Genomic DNA, 17,991 nt, shown 5'->3' with positions numbered 1-17,991 from the left:
TAGTATACCAACTGCAGCATCACATTGCAGTTTATTCATTAACCTTGTAACTATGAACTATTGCGACACATCACACATAGTACACAAACTATATATACTGTTTGGGTCGTTATATAGTTCAATCATATTTGCACTTTGTTGTACTTTATTGATTAGTTGATTGATGCTTTGCTGTGTTACTTTTTGCAGTGTATTAGGTTGCGTTGCATTTGGTAATAGTGATTGAACTAATTCGGCGCCGAAAATTTGTTGCATCAGCCGCTCTTTTTCACTAAGCGTTTGTTCTACTGTAAACACTTCATAATTTTCTAGGCTTGCTAGTGCAGCAGCAGATTTAATCGCCTCGTCCTTGTTACCAAGCTTGTCAATTAAACCAAACTCTAATGCTTGAGGTGCTAACCAAACACGGCCTTGAGCAACTTCATTTACATCTTCTTTGTCGAGATTTCTTGCTTCTGAGATCATTGATAAAAACTTGTCATAAGCATCTTCTACACCCATTTGTATAATGTCGGCGTATTGAGGGTCGATACCACGTGAGATAGAAGAAGACCTAAGCTCTGTTGTTGCAACACCATCAGAGTATACGCCAAGCTCTTTCAATGAATTTTCAAACGTGAAAATAGTGCCAAAAATACCAATGGAACCGGTAATGGTAGAAGGAGAAGCCCAGATTTCATTAGCGGATGCAGCTATCCAATATCCGCCTGAGGCTGCAACTGAGCCCATCGAGGCAACTATTGGTTTACCAGCCGCTTTGATAGCTAAAACTTCATTACGAATTTGCTCAGATGCAAACATACTACCGCCACCGGAATCAATACGAAGAACAACGGCTTTAACGTTTTTATTTAGGCGCGCTTTTCTGAGTAGTGCAGCAGTAGAATCACCACCAATCATTCCCGCCTTTCGTTTACCATCGACTATTTGACCTTTAGCAACAACCACTGCAACTTTGTCAGCGAAAGGGTTTGATTGGGCAGGGAAGCTAGATATTGAAGCCAAGTACTCTTTGAATTTTACTTGTTTGTATTTGTTGCCTTTAGCGTCAGTGCCAACCAACTCTACTAGTTTGTCATTAAATTGTTGATCAGTTTCTAATGAGTCAACCCAACCATATTTAATGGCGAATTGTGCAGAGTCGCCTGCAACCGTCGACATTTTCTCGCCAAACTGAGCTAACGTTTCATCAAAATTGTCTGTATCAAATGATCTGCGTGCAGCAACGTCTTCTTTATACTGCCCCCATAAGCTATTTAGCCACAATTTGTTGGCTTCTTTTGCGGCATCAGACATATCATTTCGGATAAATGGCTCAACCGCAGATTTATACGTGCCTACTCGGAATATATGTTGAGTTATTTGCAGTTTATCTAGCGCATCTTTGAAGTACATAGGGTATGTACCGAAGCCTTTTATGCTAATTCCACCATAAGGGTGCATAGAAATTTCATTGGCAGTTGAAGCTAGATAATATTGTGTTTGCGTAAAATAAGGGCCATGCGCATAAACAGGTTTGCCTGATTCTTTAAATTCCTCTAGCGCAGTAGTGATATCTCGTAATTTATCTAAGTGCCCGTGGTATAGACTTTTCAAATCTAAATGTATTGCTTTGATGCGATCATCATGGGCTGCTTTGTTGATAACTTTTACGACGTCATCAACAAGTACTTCCATTGGTTTGTCGCTCGGACCAAATGCATCATCAAACGCTGCATCTACAGGATCAATGTACGTTAATTGTTCTACAAGCATACCCGATAAATTTAATCGTAATACGCTATCTTGTGGTACGAGAATTTCCTCTTCTGATGACATCATAGCGATGACAACGCCAATGATAAGTACAACAAATACCAAGTTTACAAGTAGCCTGCGAGAGAAGTTCAACGCATGCCATATGCCTTTAAATAGTTTTGCGATCAGCTTCAATGTTATTCCTCTGGTTTTAGTACCGAAATGCTCTCATTATTATCATAACTTAGATGCGCGTGGAGTGTTACTTATAAAACGTAACGAAGTATTACTTCGCTCACTTTAGTCGCAATATTGTGGAAATATTATAAATTTATCTACTTTTGAGTAATAAATTTTTGCTTTTTACTTGCCAAAATCTTGAAATTGGTTAATGTTCACAGGTAAGACCAGTTACATTGGGGCGAGCAATGTTAGAACAAAAATTAAAACTTAAAAATTCTGAGCTACGTAACCGCTTGGTCATGGGATCAATGCATACAGGACTTGAAGAGGGGTGGCATAACCGAAAAAGGCTACGCGCTTTTTATGAGGAAAGGGCAAAAGGCGGAGTCGGTTTGATCATAACGGGTGGTTATAGTCCAAACATCCGAGGTAAGCTAACACCCGTTGCGTCTTCTTTCAATTCGCGTTACGACGTGATCAAGCACAAAGCGTATACCGATGCTGTTCATCAACATCAGGGGAAAATTTGTCTTCAGCTACTTCATGCAGGACGCTACGCTTACCACCCGTTTAATGTTGGTCCAAGTAAAATTAAAGCGCCGATTAATCCATACACGCCTAAATCAATGTCGATAGGCATGATTAAAAGTACTATCAAGGACTTTGCCAAGTCAGCTTACATGGCAGAAAAGGCTGGGTATGACGGCGTAGAAATCATGGGCTCTGAAGGGTATCTAATTAATGAGTTTATGGCACCGCATACTAATCATCGTACTGATGAATATGGCGGGACGCTGGAAAACCGCATGCGACTGGCTATTGATATTGTAAAAGCGGTCAGAGCACGTGTGTCTAGTAAGTTTATTATTGTCTTCAGACTATCTGTGATGGATCTAGTGCCTAACGGCTCCACCAGCGATGAAGTCACTGTGCAAGCCCAAGCGCTTGAAGCGGCAGGTGTGGATATTCTGAATACCGGCATTGGTTGGCATGAAGCGCGAGTGCCCACTATTGCTAGTATGGTGCCTCCTGGTGCATTTAGAGAAGCGTCAAAACGTTTAAAAGATGTTGTAGACATACCTGTTGTTGCTGTTAATCGGATAAATACACCTGAGCTTGCAAACAATATTTTAGATAAAGGCGAAGCAGATCTTATCTCGATGGCAAGACCATTACTGGCTGATCCTGAGTTTTTCAATAAGTATGCTGAAAATAAACCCGAGCAAATCAATATTTGTATTGGCTGTAATCAGGGGTGTTTAGACCATGTTTTCAAAGGTAAGCGAGCAACATGTTTGGTCAATCCGCAGGCCGGCTTTGAATTAGACTATCCACTGGAACAAACCTCAAGCACTAAAGATGTGTTAGTCGTCGGTGCGGGGCCAGCCGGGTTATCAGTGAGTTGCTATTTGGCTAAAAAAGGTCACAAGGTTACGTTGATTGATAAAAACGCACAGGCTGGTGGCCAGTTTAACTTGGCCATGCGCATCCCCGGCAAAGAAGATTTTAAATTGGCACTTAAGTATTTTTTAAACGAAGTAATACGGCTTGGAGTCAAAATGGAGCTTGGCAAATCTTACAGTAATGAGATGGCAGGTAACTTCGATGATATTGTATTTGCAACTGGAGTAAGCCCACGTATGTCCAAGATTGAGTGTAGCGACGGCAAACGCGTTTTTGCTTATGACGAAGTTATTCGTAAAGAGGTGGAGCTTGGTGAGAAAATCGCAATTTTAGGGGCTGGTGGTATCGGTTTTGATATGGTTGCCTTTTTAACAGAGCCTGAAAATCAATCAATAGAAGACTTTAAAGGGCAGTGGGGCATTGAGCAGTCCGTTGTGCCATCCAGTGAGCAGCGTAAAATATACATGCTTAAACGCAGTGCAGGTCGCTTCGGTTCAGGTTTAGGGAAGACAACAGGCTGGATCCACCGAGCCGTGGCTAAGCATCACCAAGTTGAGCAAATATCAGGCTGTGAGTATGTTTCTTTTTCCAAGAATGGACTGGTCGTTCGTGTTGACGGGAAAGAGCAAACACTTGATGTAGATACAGTGATAGCTTGTATTGGTCAAACTTCAAATGAGTCCGATTTTGATAAAGAAAGTTTACCTAGTAATCACCATGTGATTGGCGGTGCATTACTTGCCAGTGCGATTGACGCAAAACGCGCGATATACGAAGCTCTGCAAGTCGCAAGAAAGATATAAACAGTCAATAAAAAGGAAAACGGTTCATTAGAGCCGTTTTTTTTGTGCTGCAATAAAAGTTGGCGAGCTTCGGTCTACACTGTATGAATACTAATAAAGGTGTAGATCGTTATATGATTAATAAAATCCAATCCATTTATCAAACTAGCATCGAAAAAGCCGACATTCTAAGTGGACTTGCCCCACTTATTTTGAGGTTAATTGTTGCGCCAGTCATGATCATTGCTGGGTATAACAAACTTAATTTAGCTAAAGAAGATGCTGGCTTTTTAGAAAGCTTGCTAGCAGATGAAAACGTAGTTGCTTGGTTTGGCAATCCAGACTGGGGTCTAGGGTTACCATTTCCTGATTTACTAGCATTTTTAGCAGGTTGGACAGAGTTTTTAGGCGGTTGGCTTATCTTAATTGGACTGATGACCCGCTTGATATCCATTCCGTTGATGGTGACGATGTTCGTTGCAGCTACGCAAGTTCATTGGCATAACGGTTGGTTTTCGGTCGCGCCAGCAAATCCTGATACCAGTGCAGCGCAAGTATTTGCTTGGCTTGGTAGTGATACTGCAAAAGCGAGTTTGGAAAACAGCTTGCAAGTTGCAGAACGATTAGACAGGATTAAATCGATTGTCAGTACCCATGGGTTTCCAGAGTACCTATATGAGAAAGGGAATATCGTGATTTTAAATAACGGTATTGAGTTTGCTGCAATTTATTTTGCGATGTTTTTAAGCTTGTTCTTTACCGGAGGCGGACGTTTATTCAGTTTGGATTATTGGATAGCAAAACTACTTAGCTCAAAGACCTAAAAATATTAGGGAAAGTGCTAAACTTTCCCTAACACTTCAAGTTAAAATAATAAGTGTTTGTATATTATTAAGGAATTACATATGGATGCCATTGAGCTTTTGCTGACACGTCAATCTGACAGCAAGTTATCCTTTCCAGGCCCAAGTGAAGCGCAACTAGAAATTATTAAAAAAGCGGCGTTAAAAGTGCCAGATCACGGTGGCCTAGCACCATGGAAGTTTATTGTTGTTAATGAAGATGCACGAGATAAGTTAGGCGAAATATATTATAAAGCAGCAGTTGAAGAAGAGCAAAATGAGCGGACAGTGTCTCGCGCAAAAGAACTACCGCATCGCGCACCGATGATGATCATTGCTGTATCTCCATATCAAGAACATCCGAAAGTTCCTCGAGTTGAACAAATTGAAAGTGCAGCGTGTGCTTGTTTTGCAATGCAACAGGCTGCATTTGCGCAGCATTTGTCAGGTGTTTGGAGAACTGGCTACTTTGCACAAAGCCCAGCAGTCAAACGTGAGCTAGGGTTGAACGAAAAAGACGAAATTGTCGGTTTTCTTTATCTTGGTACACCAACAATTCAATGTGCGAAACCTGTTCGTCACGAACCCAATTCATTCTTCACTGAATTATAAATTTTACAGAGGCAAGTTATGGCACTTCATGTTGTTGAGCACCCATTACTACAACACAAAATAGGCTTACTACGTGAGCACGGTATCTCGACTAAAAAGTTTCGTGAGCTGGTGTCGGAAGTCGGCAACTTGCTGACTTATGAGGCGACACGTAATTTACCAACCGAAACCACCACGATAAAAAGCTGGACTGGTGATGATTTGGATGTACAAGAGATCAGAGGTAAAAAAATCACGCTTGTGCCGATTTTAAGAGCTGGCCTTGGTATGTTAGACGGTGTGATGCAGCTGTTACCTGCTGCAAAAATCAGTGTTGTAGGATTACAAAGAAATGAAGAAACACTGGAACCTGTTTCGTACTTTGAAAAGTTAGTTGGTAACCTAGAGTCAAGAAGGGCATTGGTCGTTGATCCAATGTTGGCTACTGGTGGCTCACTCATCGCGACAATTGATTTACTTAAAAAATCTGGCTGTAAAAACATTACTGCCATTGTCTTGGTTGCAGCACCTGAGGGTGTTAAAGCTGTTGCAAAAGCACACCCTGATGTTGATGTATTCACCGCTGCACTTGATAGCCATCTTAACGAAAATGGCTATATTGTGCCGGGCTTAGGTGATGCAGGTGATAAAATATTTGGCACACAAGCCTAATCTATTTGGCTGGCAAGCTCATTGTCAGCCATATCTTGTTTAAGAATGCGTTGTCTTTACTTTACCCCTATTTGTTTACTAAATACCCACCAACACACCCAGAAAAAACCAGTTAACCCGATGGCAGCATAGATAGCTGGCTTGGGATTTTCTACTGTACTAATTGAACCCGCATAAGCCGCGATACATGCATACGGAAAGGTGCTTATCATCCAATAAGTTATAAATTTCATAAATGGCATTTTGGTCATTCCAGCCATACATGCTGAAATCTCTGGTAGTATTGGGGTGGCTCTACAGAGTAAGATCACCACTGGGCCTCGTTTTTGAAATAATGCAATGGCATTTGCCCTTTCGATTGGATCTTTAATAAGTTTATCAAATAGTCTGTTACCGTATTTATAGCTAATCGCATAACCTGTAAAACCTGCGAGCAGCATACCTATTATCGCACTTATTCCAGCAGCATAGGGGCCTAGAAAAAATCCAGCTAATAATATAAGTGTCAGCGTAGGGACCGCAATAAATAAATCTAAAAAAAGTAGACCAATCACAATGAATGCGACTAAATGTATGTTTAACTCACCAGCGGCGTTTAACCACGCTTTAATATCCTCAATACTCAGCAACCCGCTTGTTTTTAGCACGATAAAGGTAGATGCAAAAAAGCAAAATAGTATCAACATAATTTTTAAAAGTGATTTCATAAAGAATAAGCCTGCTAAAAAATGTTATGGATAATGGACTGAGATTGAAATGGGTGAGGCAAGGTCAGTCAGTGATAGCTTTGCATCTTTAAACTTGGGAGGGCCACGCCAGCTAATTTTAGCACCATTTGAAAAGCCAAGCCCCTCAGAAGGAATGATACCCGTCCAATTTTTCGAGGTTGTTTGTGAGTTGTCTTCATCATGTAGTACTTTGATTGCAAACTCTGCTTTAGAGGTCGTAAACTCGACACTTAATGACTCTGCCGTTGGACTATGAAACTGAGTTTGCAATGCACTCTTATGCTTTATCGGAAAGCCATTTTCTTCAAACAACATCACCATGATGTGTCCAGGTCGTTTGGTATCTATACCGTTAATTTCCACTTGTACGCTCGTGGCGATTGCGGTTTCAGTTGTCATCAAAATTACTCCAAACATGATTAATTTATATAGTTTGTACATAGACGTTAAGCTCCTTTTAAGATGCGTTTGGCAAGACTTGGTGTAAGGGCATTTAAAATCCGTAAAATTTTAATTTTGCCGATATCATGCTGTGGGTCCTGCCTTTTTAACCCTTTAAGAATTGACTTGGCCGCGCATTCGGCTGATATTTTATTGTCGCCACGACCCTGGGTCATAGGCGTGTCAACTAGAGGAATAAAAGCCTGTAGTACCTTGATATTTGTATGCTCTAATTGGTAGCTTAAGCTTTGTGAAAATAGGTTGAGGGCTGCTTTTGAAGCGCAATAAACACAGGCACTTTTTTTGGCGACAAAAGACAGTCCAGAATTGATATTTAAAATAACCGATTGTGAGTCGCTGGCGTTGAGCGCAGGTAATAGCAAAAATGAGAGTGAACAAACAGCGGTAAAGTTCACATTGATTTCCCGAGCAATTTGTTCGTATTCAAAATTGGGGTCAGTAAATAATGGTTCGTTTTGTACTGCCGCGTTATTGATTAACACATCAATACGAGGATATTGTGCTTTTATTTGTTCAGATAGTGGTTTGTAGCATTCGGGATCAGAAAGGTCTGCAGAGAAACATATAACGTTTTTGTATCTCTTTTTGAGCTGCTCAAGTCGTTTACTATTTCGTGCGATAACAATAATGGTATTTTGGGCATGTAATTGGTCGACAATTTGTCGGCCAATGCCGGATGTTCCGCCTGTTATCACAATGACTTTATTTACTAAGTTCACGTCTGTATCTCCTATGATGAAACTGATGGCTACTTTAAAAGGCCAAAAACGAGACAGCATTAACCTATGTTAAAAATGGCTAAATATTTCATGTAAGCATCGTTCTGTGTGTCGTGTTTTATATTTGCTCACATCAGAAAACTAAGATCTGACGGGTGTGTTATGTCGTATGAAAAAGTAAAGGGAGAAAAATGGAACTACAAAGCTATATAGCGCAAAACGGCACTGTATTAGAAATTGAAAAGGGGCGACAAGTATTCGCGCAAGGTGAACTCTGTGAGTATGTCTATCTAGTGAAGACAGGTTTATTAAAAGCGTTTTATTTAACTGACGATGGTAAAGAGACTATCAAGTCATTTATCCAACCAGGCTCTATCATTGGGAGCCTAAATGCGGCCCATTGCAAAGTCCCTAGCACTTTTAGTTTGCAGGCGCTAGCGCATTGTAAACTTGTACAGATCCCCTTTAACGAATTGCTAGAGTTAAGCAAAGAATCTCTCTCCATCTCCCAAGAATTTATCAACATCCTGCTATCTTTATCATTAAAAAAAGAGCGCAGAGAATTTGAATTACTTACTTTATCAGCATCCCAGCGTTTTAATAATTTGTGTAATGCAGATCCAGATCTTGTTAAAAAGCTCACACAAAATGATATTGCTAGGTATTTAGGGATCACACCAGTTGCATTGAGTCGGATTAAGCATCAATAAGTCGTTAAAATCTTGGTACTTTTCGAATAAAGCTCGTACGTAAGCTATTTCGGTATGCGGTTTACTGCATTCACGGTCACATGAAGTATTGGTTTAGTCGCTTCAATACTTGTGTACTTTATCAAGTAGACCTAAAGAGCATGATACAGAAACTCTCAACGACAGTATTTTTCGGTTCTTTAATAGGAATTGTGTGTCGGTATATCAATGGTTATTAATGAGTTATAAGGCTGCATTTTTAATAAAGTGGGCAAGCCTAATGCTATCTTTTATTCGCTTACATAAATATAATTTCCTGTGGATGAATACAGACTATCTTATGAGTTAAGAATCGTAATGAGTGTGTTTAAAAAACCATCATGAGAAAGTTAGTTAATAGAGTAGAAAAATGTTTATTGAAGAAATTGAATTTAATTTGCTGAGCAAGAAATATAATATTCATTGGAGGCCAATTAAAGATAACGAAATAACCACGGGTAAACGATACATCATATCTGATAAGCAGTTTGAGTTGAGAGGTCAAAATATTAATGTTTTAGAGGTAATTAAAGGTAAATATCGAAGAGTGTCGACCCGGCAAGTAAGCAAGAATAGTCCATATTTGAGCTTTGATGTTTCTTCCTCTCATAGAAGCTCCAAGCAGAAATCCATGCTTCTTCATAGAGCAAGGCTGATATCCTTTGTTGGTGAAGATCCCAATAAAACAATCGCTAGGCATGGCTCTCATGGACAATACAATCATGATTTAGACAATCTGACTTGGGGGACACATGCGGAAAATATGCATGATGCAAAAGAACATGGCGTTCACAAAGGTGACAATAATGCCTCTGCTAAAATAACTAATGAGCAAGCATTAGCAATATACATATTATCTCAGTTAGAACTAATAACTCCAGAAGTGATAAATGCTCTGCCAATTGGAAAAGGCGCTGTGAGTAATATAAAAGCAAAGAGGAAATGGGAGCATGTTGTTACAGGTGATATTGAAAAGCTGGTTGATTTATGCAAAGAAGTTCAATCTGAACGTATGAAATCAGAGCTGAATAAACAAAAAGAAGAGTTAGAGAAACAACAAAAAAAGGAAGTAAAAGGAATAAATAATAATTTAAAGTCAAGGTTGCAACAATTAATATCTGAAATATAACTAAAGTCAATTTTATTAGTGATTTGTCGCAGTAGGTTTTGTATGCCTAGCCGATGATAATTGCTGGACTAACGGTTTATCTAGAAACAATAATGAAGGTGCGATTTTTGTCACTCTGGCACTCTATTTTATGACAAAACAACGCCTTGGACAGCATGTTCGAGATAGTTAGCATATGTATTTATTAGATTGAAAAAAGAGGGGTTAATGAAGTTAATATTTGGGGTTTCATTATTAGTGTTACTGACAGGCTGTATGGGTGTCAACACGATTGAAGGTGTCAAAGCCTCTGGCAAGGTTGATTCAAAGTGCTACAAATCAAGCTCTGTGAAAATGGACGGGAATACTTATGGCGAAACACTGAGTGTTTCAAAACACAAGAAATCTGGGGTAACAGAGATTATTGTTAAAAATATCCTTTACAAAGGACTTCACGACTTTTTGGTGGTCAATATTGCGACTGAAAATGATACGACAAGTGTTACATCATATGCGGCGACGTCTCGTGGTGAATACGCGTTTGAAAAAATCTCCCAAATTGCAAAAGGCCAGATACCAGAAAAGTGCCCAGGTAGCATTTTCTAGCAAGTGCAAAAAATTCGATAGCGAACGTATTGAGAGCGAAATGTTGATTGAAAGTAGGGTAGTTATCTCCAATGTCTAGCAATAGAAAAATGACAGATGAAGAGTTCTGTCAAATGATCACTCTGCTTTCTAAGTTCGCCGACACTGCAATGGACCAATTTGAATTATGGAAGTTTAATAACGATTCTGGAGAGGTACTTGTAAGTATGTCTTTAAGTGTGGGAAAAGATAGTTCAGCATATACTGATGTCACGAAACTCATAGAAAAATAAAGTAACCATAGAGCATGGAGCAGCAGGAAAATTAACTTAGCCAATCGTGCGATGTTGTCTTTCTAATGGCAACAAATAGCATTGCTGCAATTCATAGCTTGTGTGAAACTTGAACTAATACTTGATTAAAACCTCTGCATGCATCCTTTAAATACAAACATAATTGTGAGTTGGCACTGATGGGACTATACCTCTCTTAAGCTCTATCAGAAGGTCACATAGTTGCCTATAAGCAGGATTATATCCTTTACTATGATGCAAAAGTGGCTTTATTGCCTTTTCCACCATTTATAAAATAAGAGAGATTGAGCGTTGTATGCTCAACATCGCTTTCAGCATATTGCATGTAGAGAAGCTTTTCACCATCTAACTTTGGGTATACTTTGGTGACACTCTTCTCGGTTATTGCTATTATTCGCCTTTAAAATCACAGTGGTTAACTTTTTGTTATTTAATTTTTTGTTATTTAACTTTCTGTACGCCTAATTAAATAATCGGGTAAAAATGAAAAAACTTATACTATCTTTATTTTCCATGCTCCTAGTTTCTGGATGTGCAACTTTAAATACGCAATATCAAGGTGACGATTCTGGCTATGCGGTTATGTCTTTTTATATTAAGAATCACAACTTTGCTGGTGATTATGTTGTTTATGAAAATGAAAAAGGTGAATCAGGTCGGTTCTATTATCGTAAAGATGCAGCATGGGGGCGTTCAGAAAGGGATTTTGACGACGAGAGTTATAACGGTCGAGTCGAGCTACATCAATTAAAAGCTGGTAAGTATATGATCACAAAATATGAACAAATCCAAGGTGCGCGTACTTTTGAATATGAGGATTTTGAGCCATATAGCTTTGAAATTAAGAAAAATGAAGCGACATACTTAGGTGAGCTCACAGAATATATTGATGGCATTGGTAGATTGAAGGTGGTCGATAAATTTGAGCGCGATACTCAGATTGCAAAACAGAAAGGTTTACCAGAAAACATAATGATAAACAAGCAGCTTATGAACGAAAGCATGTTAAAACTAGGGGGTTCTAGGTACATACAAATACAGTAGAAATTAAATAGGATATGATCCAAGACGAAATTGAATGAGCTAATGGGTTCGTTCAATTTTATTTAAATTTTTATGTTGCACAGGAAGAAGGTGAACTCTTGGGTTTGATTTTTACTGGTTATTTATAACAGTATTATGATTTAATCAAAGTTATTAACATCATTTTTTGTATTAATAGTAAACACTTCCTGCACCACCTTTTCTATCGAATTAACTTTGCTTTATAAAAATATTAATCTTTTTTAAAAATAATAGTTGTTATAGTTTTATTATGCTATCTTTGCAAGTTAACGCAAAGTGATAGGTGTCTACGTAGTATTTTTTAAGTATGATTTTTGTTAACTATAACAATTCTATTTTGTTGAATTAATTGGTATCATCATTAATTACGAACTTTAAATATTATTAATAGGAAAATTATGTATAAATATTTACTAATGGCTGTAATTTTAGCGTTTTCGCTTCAGGCAAAAGCCAGTGGTGGCACTGATAGTGGTAAAATAGCTCAAATGTATGTTAATGGTGGTTGGACTATGGTTCATATTCCAAATATTGTTACTAATGTACGAGGCTCAAAAAACAATCCAGACAGTTGTAATAATAACTACTGGTTTGCAATTGAGCCAAATGATCCGAATTACACAACATTGCATTCTACGCTGATGGCAGCTCAGATAGCAGAAAAAAATGTACATTTTTGGGTTTCTGGATGTGGTGGGCAAAATCGTCACTACCCAAAAATAGTTAGTGTCTGGTTAACTAATTAATTAAATATAGAGTTCGCCATACTTCTTTTATAAAGCTGATTTAAAAGAATGTGGCGAACTTTATGTATAATATAAAATATATTTTTTCTTTATTTTTAGTAATGCACATAGTGCAAGCAGTAAACTGTTTTATACTTTCCCAAATTCACTTTTGATATGCCTCACATTTTCAAAATCAAGTAGTCTTGCTTAATCCATTTATACTTCGTTATTTGTATGGTTATGATTTCCATCAACTGACAGTGCAATCTTTCTTCATATGCTGGCTCATTGGTATCGTGTGCTAAAACGGCTTAATGCGTGCTTCAAAAGATTGTATTAAATTCTTTCAATTTACACTCAAGACACTTTATGCCAAGAATATTTCTGAACGTTTTTTAAACATGAAAAGGAAATTAGTATGAAATTGCAACTCAGTAAAAAAAATCTTAAAAACTTATGCGATAAAAAAGTTGTAGACTCAGAACAGACGCCATTGATCGCTGGTGGTGCCAGTGCTATTCCACCAACAAGAGTGCAAAAGGGTTGCCCTTATTTCTCTTATTATCCAGTGAATACGTGCCGTCCTCGTTAAATGCATCATCGCAAGGGTACAATTTGTGCCCTTAATTTATACTCGGTTGAAAAAGTAATATTGTTTTATCCTTGAGTTTTTTGTGAAACAAGCCTTTGTCAGCACCCTATAGCCGGTTAGTATAGAGGTTATGCTGCTTTCTACACGTGGATAGATTATAACTCTCGCAACTAGCTTCTACTTTTCCCAACACATATTGAAAACTCATGCTAAGTTCTCACCTGAGTTAAGTTCTATTTTCTGTGAAATTATATAGAGTTATGTGCTAATGTATTGTTACTCTATTCAGCCTCATATCGAGTGAGCTGTACGAGGAACTCTTTCTTGATTGCATCGCTTTTTTAAAGGCTGTCGAGGGGAAGATAAATCTATAGAAAGTGAAGTTTATTAGTTTTACACAGGTCAAATCATGAATAAAGAACAGTACTTAAAAGATAGAGTAGACAATCAGATTAATTGGTATAACAAAAAAAGCAAATCAAATCAAATGTGGTTTAAATCCTTAAGGATTATCGAAATCGTAAGTGCTGCCATTATTCCATTTGTCGCCGGTTATAGTAACTCGATTCCACATGGTATGGTTTTTATTGGTGTATTAGGCGTTATAATCGCTATTTGTGCCGCATTAACTGCTCTTAACAAATATCAAGAAAATTGGTTAGTGTATCGAACTACTTGTGAAGCTTTACTTCAAGAAAAGTTTTTATTTATGACAAATGCTAAGCCCTATAACAATGAAGAGGCATTTAGCAAGTTCGTAACTAGAGTTGAAAGCTTGCTCTCTAAAGAAAACACACAGTGGGCTCGCTCTGTTAAAGAAAAGCCAAATAGCAAATCAAAATAACAAACCAAAATTAGCTGCTTTAACACTTGGGCTTTATGTTCAAATAAGCTTTGAGTTCGGTTTCATAATATGGTTACAGAGTTATATATCGAGGTTTAAAACGAAGGTAACTTCGCATTTGTTGAATGAAGTTACCTTTCTTAGTCCATAAATACCTTCCAAATAATTCAAGGGGTACATGGTGCTCCTTTTCTTTTTTGTAATTTTCATAGCTGAATTCAATGTTCAGATTGACTTTGATATGTTATTGGTCGCTCAAAATACGACTGATTATTGTATGAGGCACCATCTGAAAGAATAGAGTTTGGGGTGCATGTATGCAGAGGGATTAAGGAATATTTCAGACCTTATCAAACATATTGTTGTAATAGCTTTTTGGTAAATCGCGTAATAGATTGTAATAGGAATAAATAATCCCCTTTTCTATAGTGATAACTTCTCACTAACAAGGAGCGAAATTATGTCCTTCATTTCAATGCCAAAAAATTTCCGTAAAAATAAAGCGGATACCGATCCGAAAGGATTTGTTCCTAACTCAATGATAGATACATTGTTTGACTATAAAACTTTTCTAGATAGTAGAGATTTAAATGGCTCGATTGCATTAAAGGCTCCAGAGCAACAAAAAAATATCGCTGTTATTGGGGGGGGAGCCTCTGGTCTAGTTGCGGCATACGAATTGTCAAAAATTGACAATATTCATGTCACTTTGTTTGAGGCGGCTGATCGCCTAGGTGGCAGAATGGATTCTGTGTATGTGCAAGATGGAGATCTCAATCAGAAGGTGTTTGAATTGGGTTGTATGCGTTTTCCCCCAACTTCATATACTTTATATCATTACTTAAATAAATTTGGGTTAAAGGCGACGCCCAACTTCCCCGATCCAGGCAAGGTACCGACCAAATTACTTTATGAAAATGAGGTCATTAATTGGCCGGCAGGCCAACCCACTCCTGATAACGAAGACTTCCAAAGAATAGGTGATGATTTTGGTAAAATCATCAACTTTTTGCTAGGAGACGCTTCGGCACCTGATATTGAAAATCCGAGCAAACTGTTTGATTACTGGGCAATTTACCAATCAGATCCCACTGAGCAAACTAAGCAAAAAGTAGTTGATGCCTGGCAGGGGATCCTTACCCAATATGTCGGAGTCACTTATTTTGATGCTGTATTTGAGTTAGCACAAAACAGATTGCTTGTAAGTCGTCCATGGACTCAAGAAGATATGAATAAATTCGGCGCTTTGGGGGTTGGGGCTGGCGGTTTTGGACCGTTATATGGTGTTGACTTTGTTGAAATATTAAGGCTTTTTGCCAATGGCTGGGAAGATAACCAAGAGTTATTATTAGATGGTATTGGCGCGTTAACACAAGCATTTGAGTTTGCATTATTAGATGCTAGGACAGCAAGTGGAAAACCAAAAGTTAGCATAGAATTGAATGCCAAAGTTAAGAGTCTTGTCAAACTTGCTGGTGACAAGTATGCGTTGTCAGTTAGCAATAATGGCGGGCAAGTGATTTCGTCTCAATTTGATTCGGTGGTAGTGGCAACCACGACTCGAGCGATGGAATACATGGGGCTTACAATAGCAAATGACCTTGATAGTTGTGAGTCTGAAAAGTCACAAGATTTAATTTCCCAGAATGTGAAAGTTGCGATAAGAAACCTCCATTTGATGAATTCATCAAAGCTTTTTGTCACGACTGAGAGTAAATTTTGGTACCCAGAAAACAACCCGCAAGGCAATGAGCTCCCGTTTAACATTCAGACGGATGAACTTATGCGAGGCTTATATTGTCTTAACTATGACGAAGATGTTGATGGAAAGCCAAACACACAAGGTAAGGGCGTAGTGCTGATAAGCTATGTTTGGGGAGATGATTCTTCAAAATTACTAGCGCTGAGTCCTGAAGAGCGTTTTCAACAATTTTTGCCAGCCATTTATGCCGTGAATCCAGAATTTGCAGCGTTACTTGAAAAGCAGACACAAAAAGTATCTTGTATTGACTGGGAAAGTACATCGAATATTTATGGGGCGTTTAAACTCAACTACCCTGGTCAAGAGCAAAGTAACAAAGATGCATTTTTCCAATACCAACAAGAAAATCAGGGTTTATTTTTAGCTGGAGATAGCATCTCTTGGGCTGGCGGTTGGCTTGAGGGGGCAATGCCAACGGGGATCAATGCGGCATGCGCAGCTGCGAAATATGTTGGTGCAAAAGTCATTGATAATTCGCCGCTAACAGATATTGCTAAAAATATGTATGACTATGGTATCGGTAGCAATACAGGCTTTTGTACTTTAAAAGAAAGTGGATTTTTAAGTGCTTCTTCTATTGCCGAATATCAATTTGGGCAAGGGGACTTCAGTATTGAGGCAACTGTTCGGACGCTAAGCCCAGGTACTGTCGTTGGGAATAAGTCTACGGCTGGTGGCAGTGGGGGCTACTTGTTGGTCATTCAGCCTGATGGTTCGATTAAATTCGCGACAGATAACGGTGAAACTTACTATCAGATTGAGAGCGAACTTTCCGATGTAAAAGACGGCAACTGGCATAGTGTTGTAGCTGTTCGTAAAGACGGAGAACTTACACTTCATTTGGATGGAAAGTTACTTGAATCAACTCAGTCTGGAGCCAGCAATCAAAGTCCTCTCAATGTTTCTAACTCCCTAGATGTGCTGATTGGTTCAGTTCAACAAAATCAAGAACCTTTTATTCACTATACTGGTGATGTTTCACAAGTAAGACTGTGGCGTCGCGCTTTAAGTGAGCAAGAAGTTGCTTCTCAGTATGAGCAAGGGACGATTATAGATAAAGAAGGCTTGGTGGCACATTGGCCCTTGGCTATTAATACCGATGATATTTCAGAGAATGAGAATAATGTATCTGTGAATGGTGATGTGACCTTTGAGTCGGTTTCATAGATCTACTTTTGCAGGTATCACAGGCGTGGTACCTGCAAAGCCTTTTGAATACCGCACTAGTACAAATGATGCGTCCATAACTTGTAAATGCTTAGGTTTACATCCTCAAATAAATCTATATTTTTCTCTTTATTACTTTTAATTTAGTGAAATGTCACATGTAGCTTTTGATAATTCACATATTTTTATGTTATTTATTTAAAAATAAGCATTTATTTTTTTGTGGATTTTTATTCTATCTAAGAAGGAATTAAGATATAAATTTAATTAAACTTTGATTTTAAATCGGTTAAGTTCATTATAGGCTATTACTCCCTTAGGAACTATCAGATGAAGTTTACATTAAGACGTACTCAAGAAGAGGACTTAGACTATTTGCTTGAGCTTCGGCGTCTTACTATGGATCAATACTTGTTGCAGGATGGTGTTGATATTAGTGATAAAGAACACCTTTTCCGAATTAAGTTTAATTTTGAAGACGCTAAAATAATACTTGTAAACGGCAAAAAAGCAGGTCTTTTCAAAGCAAGTTATATATTAAAAAGCAAACAGTGGTACATATATCAAGTGCAAATACATCCAGACTTTCAGGGTAACGGGATTGGTGGTCGGCTAATTCAGGATATGTGCAACATGGCGGCGAAAGAAGGGAGCGAAGTTGGATTAAGTGTGTTAAAAAGTAACCCAGCCAAAGCACTATATGATAGGTTGGGGTTCTCTGTGATTGATTCTAACTGTAGTGAATATGAGATGCTTTATAAAAGTAAACTAAGAACACCGGTTTCAACATAAATATCTATTAATATGCTCTGTTTCTATAACTTTCCCACAATGACTATACTACAAACTAGCCATGATTCGTGATTATAAGCAGACTGCAAGATCAATGCGATAAATGAGCCATGGGAATTGATACTGTACGGTTTATGATAAAAAGCCGGCCCAGAGCCGACTTTGTTATACCTTTGACCAGGGATA

The 17,991-nt window shown here is 38.3% G+C and carries 18 protein-coding genes; 14 read left to right on the top strand and 4 right to left on the bottom strand.

Annotated elements, in window-relative coordinates; all coding sequences use genetic code 11:
- Window positions 1-57: 57 nt before the first annotated feature.
- Window positions 58-1,926, bottom strand: coding sequence for a signal peptide peptidase SppA (gene sppA / locus S4054249_RS10910; protein ID WP_046355603.1), 1,869 nt, complete (start codon window positions 1,924-1,926; stop codon window positions 58-60).
- A 239-nt stretch (window positions 1,927-2,165) separates the two neighbouring features.
- Here sppA and S4054249_RS10905 point away from each other — a divergent pair, with 239 nt between their 5' ends.
- The 4 genes from S4054249_RS10905 (at window position 2,166) to upp (ending at window position 6,211) form a co-directional block, all read left to right on the top strand.
- A complete protein-coding gene (locus tag S4054249_RS10905; RefSeq protein WP_046355523.1) occupies window positions 2,166-4,127 on the top strand; it encodes an FAD-dependent oxidoreductase in 1,962 nt (653 codons plus the stop codon).
- Between the two features lie 113 nt (window positions 4,128-4,240).
- A complete protein-coding gene (locus tag S4054249_RS10900; protein ID WP_046355602.1) occupies window positions 4,241-4,930 on the top strand; it encodes an HvfX family Cu-binding RiPP maturation protein in 690 nt (229 codons plus the stop codon).
- A gap of 81 nt (window positions 4,931-5,011) precedes the next feature.
- The gene (locus S4054249_RS10895; protein ID WP_046355522.1) at window positions 5,012-5,560 is read left to right on the top strand and encodes an NAD(P)H nitroreductase; all 549 of its coding nucleotides are present in this window, start codon (window positions 5,012-5,014) and stop codon (window positions 5,558-5,560) included.
- An 18-nt stretch (window positions 5,561-5,578) separates the two neighbouring features.
- Entirely contained in the window at window positions 5,579-6,211 is a 633-nt protein-coding gene (gene upp / locus S4054249_RS10890; protein ID WP_046355521.1) for a uracil phosphoribosyltransferase, read from the top strand.
- Between the two features lie 56 nt (window positions 6,212-6,267).
- Here the strand turns inward: upp and S4054249_RS25880 are convergent, their stop codons facing one another.
- From S4054249_RS25880 to S4054249_RS10875, 3 genes are read right to left on the bottom strand one after another with little or no spacing between them, the layout of a single operon-like run.
- Entirely contained in the window at window positions 6,268-6,918 is a 651-nt protein-coding gene (locus S4054249_RS25880) for a TVP38/TMEM64 family protein (protein WP_080928322.1), read from the bottom strand.
- A gap of 24 nt (window positions 6,919-6,942) precedes the next feature.
- The gene (locus tag S4054249_RS10880) at window positions 6,943-7,380 is read right to left on the bottom strand and encodes a DUF2141 domain-containing protein (RefSeq protein ID WP_046355520.1); all 438 of its coding nucleotides are present in this window, start codon (window positions 7,378-7,380) and stop codon (window positions 6,943-6,945) included.
- Between the two features lie 5 nt (window positions 7,381-7,385).
- Window positions 7,386-8,120 carry an SDR family oxidoreductase gene (locus S4054249_RS10875; protein WP_046355600.1) on the bottom strand — a complete coding sequence of 245 codons (735 nt, stop codon included), beginning with the start codon at window positions 8,118-8,120 and terminating at the stop codon, window positions 7,386-7,388.
- Between the two features lie 191 nt (window positions 8,121-8,311).
- Here S4054249_RS10875 and S4054249_RS10870 point away from each other — a divergent pair, with 191 nt between their 5' ends.
- The 10 genes from S4054249_RS10870 (at window position 8,312) to S4054249_RS10830 (ending at window position 17,805) form a co-directional block, all read left to right on the top strand.
- Entirely contained in the window at window positions 8,312-8,830 is a 519-nt protein-coding gene (locus S4054249_RS10870; RefSeq protein WP_052960928.1) for a Crp/Fnr family transcriptional regulator, read from the top strand.
- A gap of 388 nt (window positions 8,831-9,218) precedes the next feature.
- Window positions 9,219-9,977, top strand: a complete 759-nt coding sequence (locus S4054249_RS10865; protein WP_046355519.1) for an HNH endonuclease — start codon at window positions 9,219-9,221, stop codon at window positions 9,975-9,977.
- 207 nt (window positions 9,978-10,184) lie between these two features.
- Window positions 10,185-10,562 carry a hypothetical protein gene (locus S4054249_RS10860; RefSeq protein WP_046355518.1) on the top strand — a complete coding sequence of 126 codons (378 nt, stop codon included), beginning with the start codon at window positions 10,185-10,187 and terminating at the stop codon, window positions 10,560-10,562.
- Window positions 10,563-10,633: 71 nt separating this feature from the next.
- Window positions 10,634-10,834 (top strand): hypothetical protein, encoded by a 201-nt coding sequence (locus S4054249_RS10855; protein WP_046355517.1) that lies wholly within the window; start codon window positions 10,634-10,636, stop codon window positions 10,832-10,834.
- Between the two features lie 504 nt (window positions 10,835-11,338).
- Window positions 11,339-11,899 carry a hypothetical protein gene (locus tag S4054249_RS10850; RefSeq protein WP_145925012.1) on the top strand — a complete coding sequence of 187 codons (561 nt, stop codon included), beginning with the start codon at window positions 11,339-11,341 and terminating at the stop codon, window positions 11,897-11,899.
- Between the two features lie 419 nt (window positions 11,900-12,318).
- Window positions 12,319-12,666, top strand: coding sequence for a hypothetical protein (locus tag S4054249_RS10845; protein ID WP_046355515.1), 348 nt, complete (start codon window positions 12,319-12,321; stop codon window positions 12,664-12,666).
- Window positions 12,667-13,066: 400 nt separating this feature from the next.
- Entirely contained in the window at window positions 13,067-13,240 is a 174-nt protein-coding gene (locus S4054249_RS26565; protein ID WP_155401368.1) for a hypothetical protein, read from the top strand.
- Window positions 13,241-13,649: 409 nt separating this feature from the next.
- Window positions 13,650-14,084, top strand: coding sequence for a DUF4231 domain-containing protein (locus S4054249_RS10840; RefSeq protein WP_046355514.1), 435 nt, complete (start codon window positions 13,650-13,652; stop codon window positions 14,082-14,084).
- A 460-nt stretch (window positions 14,085-14,544) separates the two neighbouring features.
- Window positions 14,545-17,013 (top strand): FAD-dependent oxidoreductase, encoded by a 2,469-nt coding sequence (locus S4054249_RS10835; RefSeq protein ID WP_046355513.1) that lies wholly within the window; start codon window positions 14,545-14,547, stop codon window positions 17,011-17,013.
- 330 nt (window positions 17,014-17,343) lie between these two features.
- The gene (locus S4054249_RS10830; RefSeq protein WP_046355512.1) at window positions 17,344-17,805 is read left to right on the top strand and encodes a GNAT family N-acetyltransferase; all 462 of its coding nucleotides are present in this window, start codon (window positions 17,344-17,346) and stop codon (window positions 17,803-17,805) included.
- Window positions 17,806-17,991: the final 186 nt, after the last annotated feature.

Origin of the sequence: Pseudoalteromonas luteoviolacea, assembly GCF_001750165.1 — a bacterium.
Lineage (GTDB): Bacteria > Pseudomonadota > Gammaproteobacteria > Enterobacterales > Alteromonadaceae > Pseudoalteromonas > Pseudoalteromonas luteoviolacea_G.
This window is presented reverse-complemented; position numbering and strand designations above follow the sequence as displayed.